The following is a 3,903-nucleotide window of genomic DNA, read 5'->3' on the forward strand; positions in this document are numbered from 1 at the left end:
ACGCTAGGTCCGGTGTTGAACTGGCAAAAGGTACTAAAATTTTATCTATTAATGAATAAGCTGCGTAAAGAATTACTGCACCCAATATAACTGCATAGAATACGTAAGGGTCAACATAAGGTATTACACTGAATATTGCTAATGCAGCTGCTACTGTAATTATAGCTGCGTATAACCCAAATCTTAAAACATTGAAAATTGCGGTCATTAGAGGTTCAGAAGAGCTTGAACCTATTTGCTTTTGCATATAGTCTACTAAGATGTTGACCAAAGTCAAACCTATAGTCAGCAAGACTATAGCACCAGCCAATTTTGGTAAATAGTTAGCTATATCTTGTATGTAGACTGATGCACTACCTAATTGGAGAAAAGACAAGGCTATAGATAATGCAATTAGTATTATTAGTGCCTTTACGGTTCCAGCAATTATATCAACGCTAGCCCTTACATGTTCCTCTCTAAATATCCTTCCTAAGAAGGTCTTTATCGAGTATGCTACAATATTTCCAACTATATAACCGATTAACAAAATGATAACGAATAGGATAATCGAAGGGATGGCGTCTATTATACTAGTTGCTATACCAGATAGTGCCTGCGAGATGGAAGTTTGCGCAGTAACTACTATCATTCGAGATCATGAATATATTTATAAATGAATATAAAAACTTATCGTTGATATGAAAAAGGTCAGAAAATAATTGTTTAGGAATCAATTATAATTTTTTCAATTTTGCTCAACACTATATTTATTTTTCTCTCTTCTTCTTTCAAGTTAGTTAATCTTTTTCTAAGTTCTTCATATTTAATCAATTTTTGCTTAACATTTTCAGCAGTTTTTCCTATATATCTACTTTTTAGTTTCCCATCCTCCCAGTACCTCAAGTAATAATACCTATTACCGTTTATGATCTTGACTTCTAAATGACCAGACGGTAAATCCTTGATTTGCTCTTCAATGCTTTCGATCTCTCTTCTTATCATCTCAGCTTTCTCCTCTAATACCTTAACTTTCTCCCAGAGCATCCAATTCACCTAATTCCATATCTTCATTAAACGTTTCATTCAATGCTTTCAGCACTTTCTCTTTATCCTCAACTAGCGCATATTTCTTAACTCCGCCTGCTCTTCCTCTATTCACTATTCTTATCTTAACTATACCGAACATGTCAAGTTCAGAAATTATATCAGAAAATCTCCTATAGGAAAGTGGTTTTTGTTTAAACTTACTGCATAAGTCAGAATACATCTTGTGTGCACTCATAACATCCTCTGATTCTATTAAGCTTCTTAATGCGAGTTTATAATGGAACGGTAAAGCTTTAACGGCTTCAATTAACCTCTCTTGTTCATATTCTACAATAGCCTTATCCACATGTTCTTTTCTTATCATGCCTTCTCCAGAAGCTAGTTGTGCCGCTCTAAAAAGTAAATTGACTGCTTTTCTTGCATCTCCATGTTCCTTAGCTGAAATAGCTGCTATATATCCTAAGATTTCGTCATCATAAGTATTTTTGAATAATCCATAATCAGCGTATTTAGACAAAATATATTTTAATTGTTCTGCATCATAAGGCTTAAAGATTACTGAAGGTCCTAAAGACGATAGCACTCTAGGTTCCATGTAATCCCTTATATTTATGTCATTACTGATCATGATCACAGAAATATTAGCATCAGATCGTAGTAGTTGATATAGAACTATGTCACCGCCTCTTCTCTTGACCAGAGTATCAACTTCATCTAAGTATATTATAGCCTTTCCTGATCTAATCCCGTTTTTAATTTTTTCAATATACTCTCCTAAGTTTACACCATGCTTAGGCACAGAAAAACCTGTTAACCTGCTTGCTAAAGATGATAAAACTGCTTGCGGAGTTCCACCAACCTCCCTACAGTTAACATAAGCTTGTTTTACATGTTTATATTCTTCATCCTCATTCTTCACTTCCTCTATCTCGTTGAGAATATACTTAGTTACGAAAGTTTTACCTGTCCCAGTTAATCCTAAGAATAAGTTGGAGAATCTTACCTCGTTCTTTACAAAGTATCTAATAGCTATGGCTGTATCTCTCAAAATATCTTCTCTAAATGGTATTTCCCTAAATACCGACAAGGGGTCGATGAAAACTTTAGGATTTTTAATAACCTCACCTTTACCACCTTTCAGTGTATCTCTAATCACATTTAGTTTCATCTGTTTCATTAGTTAAACTTGTTTTCGTTAAGGTTATTGGTAACATCAACTATTTTACAATCAAAGATATTACTTGTTACTATGTAAAAATATTTTTAATGCAATAAAAATTCGTTAATTTAAAAATACTTTCCTAATATTTTTATATATTTTGTAAGATATAAAAATTATAGAGGTTATAATTAACACTATGATTGCAAATACTAATATTAAGAGAGACTGAAAGAATAAAGACACTATTTGGGTCGTAGATAAATATTCAATTAAAAAATAAGGATACAACTCTAAAAGAGCTACTATAAACGCCAATTTTGAGGATTCAAGCGAAACTCTTATTATTAAGTATAATATATAAGATGTAGATAAAGATACAGCAAGTGTCGATTTTTTAAATGCTTCTCTAATTTTCCCCATTAAGCATAAACTAGTTAGGTTATATTTATATTTAATCCAATATATTTTAACATGACAATTTTCCTTCCGCAAGTGAATAGCAAGGAAAGATTAATTGAGCATTAAAATATGTTTTTAAACTCTATAGAAAAATTGAATATAGTTTGAAAATAGCAGTGACTGATGAGGGAGAAGTTGCTAAGACAATTGCCGTATATTTAGGTAAATCGTACGAGGTGATTATAGTCGACACTCCGTCTAGCGTGATCAGAGAAAAGCCTAACGTTATTATTCACACTAATGAAATACCCATGAACGATAGCATTCAAAATCCTCCGTTAGCCTGGACTTTTAATACATGGTATGCTATCAATATAGCAAGGGCTGGTTCTAAGATAGGGAGCGTTAACATATATCTTTCGACCTTTATGGTATATGATGGTAAGAAGGGGTACTATAAGGAACATAATACTCCATCTCCCCTAAATTATTACGGTTTAAGTAAGTTAGTAGCTGAGACTACTATAATGGGACTGGGGAACTACTTAATTTTAAGATTAGGTGCCTTATTTTCTTTAAGCTACAAGGGTTTTCTATATCCTTTTATAAGAGCATCAGTAAAGGGTAAAATTCTAAGATGTAACAAAAACTTCTATCTATCAATAATCAGTACTCAGTCATTAGCAAAGGTGATAAAGCATTTTATAGAAAAAGATGCTAGAGGTGTAATAAACGTAGGTAGTAATAGAATTTCTATGTTAGATTTTTGTAATTATTTATCGGATGTTTTCGGAAACGAGATTGTTGAAGTCAATGGTTCTATGAGAGATTTTTCGTTGGATGATTGGTTACTTAGAGCATATAACGTTAAAATAAATGCGAAGGATAATATAATGAGTTTAGTTGAGCAAAAGCTTTTTAACAACTAGGGAGAAAATTTTAATTCTCTTAACCTATTCAGATGAACCATTAAGTGCAAAAGAGATAATGAGTAGATTGGGTATAAGAAAAGAGAAGGAAGTCTATGAACATTTAGAACATTTAGCGAAATCAAGTAAGAGAAAGGACTTCATATTAATAATAATACCACCCAGATGCAAGAGTTGTGGTTACGTTTTTGATTCTGAGAAAATAAAGAGGCCAACGAAATGTCCCATATGTAAATCGGAAAAGATTGATTCGCCAAAATTTTTAATTAGGAAAAAGTAAAAATTAAAGTCCATGAGAGCTGTATTTGTAGACTTAGGAGAGACTTTAGTACATTTCAAACCTAGATATCATGAAAACGTCTTGATTGCTCTGAAGGACTACGG

At 32.4% G+C, this 3,903-nt stretch carries 6 protein-coding genes; 2 read left to right on the top strand and 4 right to left on the bottom strand.

The window, feature by feature from the left end:
- The 4 genes from DMP16_RS08395 to DMP16_RS11430 all read right to left on the bottom strand — a co-directional run.
- A partial coding sequence (locus DMP16_RS08395) for a hypothetical protein (RefSeq protein ID WP_143577090.1) occupies positions 1 to 631 on the bottom strand: 631 nt, incomplete at its 3' end.
- 74 nt (positions 632 to 705) lie between these two features.
- Positions 706 to 1,026 carry a hypothetical protein gene (locus DMP16_RS08400; RefSeq protein WP_069283860.1) on the bottom strand — a complete coding sequence of 107 codons (321 nt, stop codon included), beginning with the start codon at positions 1,024 to 1,026 and terminating at the stop codon, positions 706 to 708.
- Positions 1,007 to 2,197 carry a Cdc6/Cdc18 family protein gene (locus DMP16_RS08405; RefSeq protein WP_069283861.1) on the bottom strand — a complete coding sequence of 397 codons (1,191 nt, stop codon included), beginning with the start codon at positions 2,195 to 2,197 and terminating at the stop codon, positions 1,007 to 1,009. Before DMP16_RS08405 ends, DMP16_RS08400 begins: the two co-directional genes overlap by 20 nt.
- Before the next feature lie 114 nt (positions 2,198 to 2,311).
- On the bottom strand, positions 2,312 to 2,611 hold the full coding sequence (locus tag DMP16_RS11430) for a hypothetical protein (RefSeq protein ID WP_069283862.1): 300 nt from the start codon (positions 2,609 to 2,611) through the stop codon (positions 2,312 to 2,314).
- A 143-nt stretch (positions 2,612 to 2,754) separates the two neighbouring features.
- Here DMP16_RS11430 and DMP16_RS08415 point away from each other — a divergent pair, with 143 nt between their 5' ends.
- Complete coding sequence (locus DMP16_RS08415) at positions 2,755 to 3,519, top strand: NAD(P)-dependent oxidoreductase (protein ID WP_069283863.1); 765 nt, start codon at positions 2,755 to 2,757, stop codon at positions 3,517 to 3,519.
- Positions 3,494 to 3,799, top strand: a complete 306-nt coding sequence (locus DMP16_RS08420) for a transcriptional regulator (RefSeq protein ID WP_069283867.1) — start codon at positions 3,494 to 3,496, stop codon at positions 3,797 to 3,799. The genes DMP16_RS08415 and DMP16_RS08420 overlap by 26 nt, the downstream gene beginning before the upstream one ends.
- Positions 3,800 to 3,903: the final 104 nt, after the last annotated feature.

The organism is Sulfolobus sp. B1 (genome assembly GCF_007050195.1).
GTDB lineage: Archaea > Thermoproteota > Thermoprotei_A > Sulfolobales > Sulfolobaceae > Saccharolobus.

Coding starts and splice junctions, on each gene's coding strand:
- DMP16_RS08400 (WP_069283860.1), bottom strand. CDS start 1,026: ATGCTCTGGGAGAAAGTTAAGGTATTAGAGGAGAAAGCTGAGATGATA.
- DMP16_RS08405 (WP_069283861.1), bottom strand. CDS start 2,197: ATGAAACTAAATGTGATTAGAGATACACTGAAAGGTGGTAAAGGTGAG.
- DMP16_RS11430 (WP_069283862.1), bottom strand. CDS start 2,611: ATGGGGAAAATTAGAGAAGCATTTAAAAAATCGACACTTGCTGTATCT.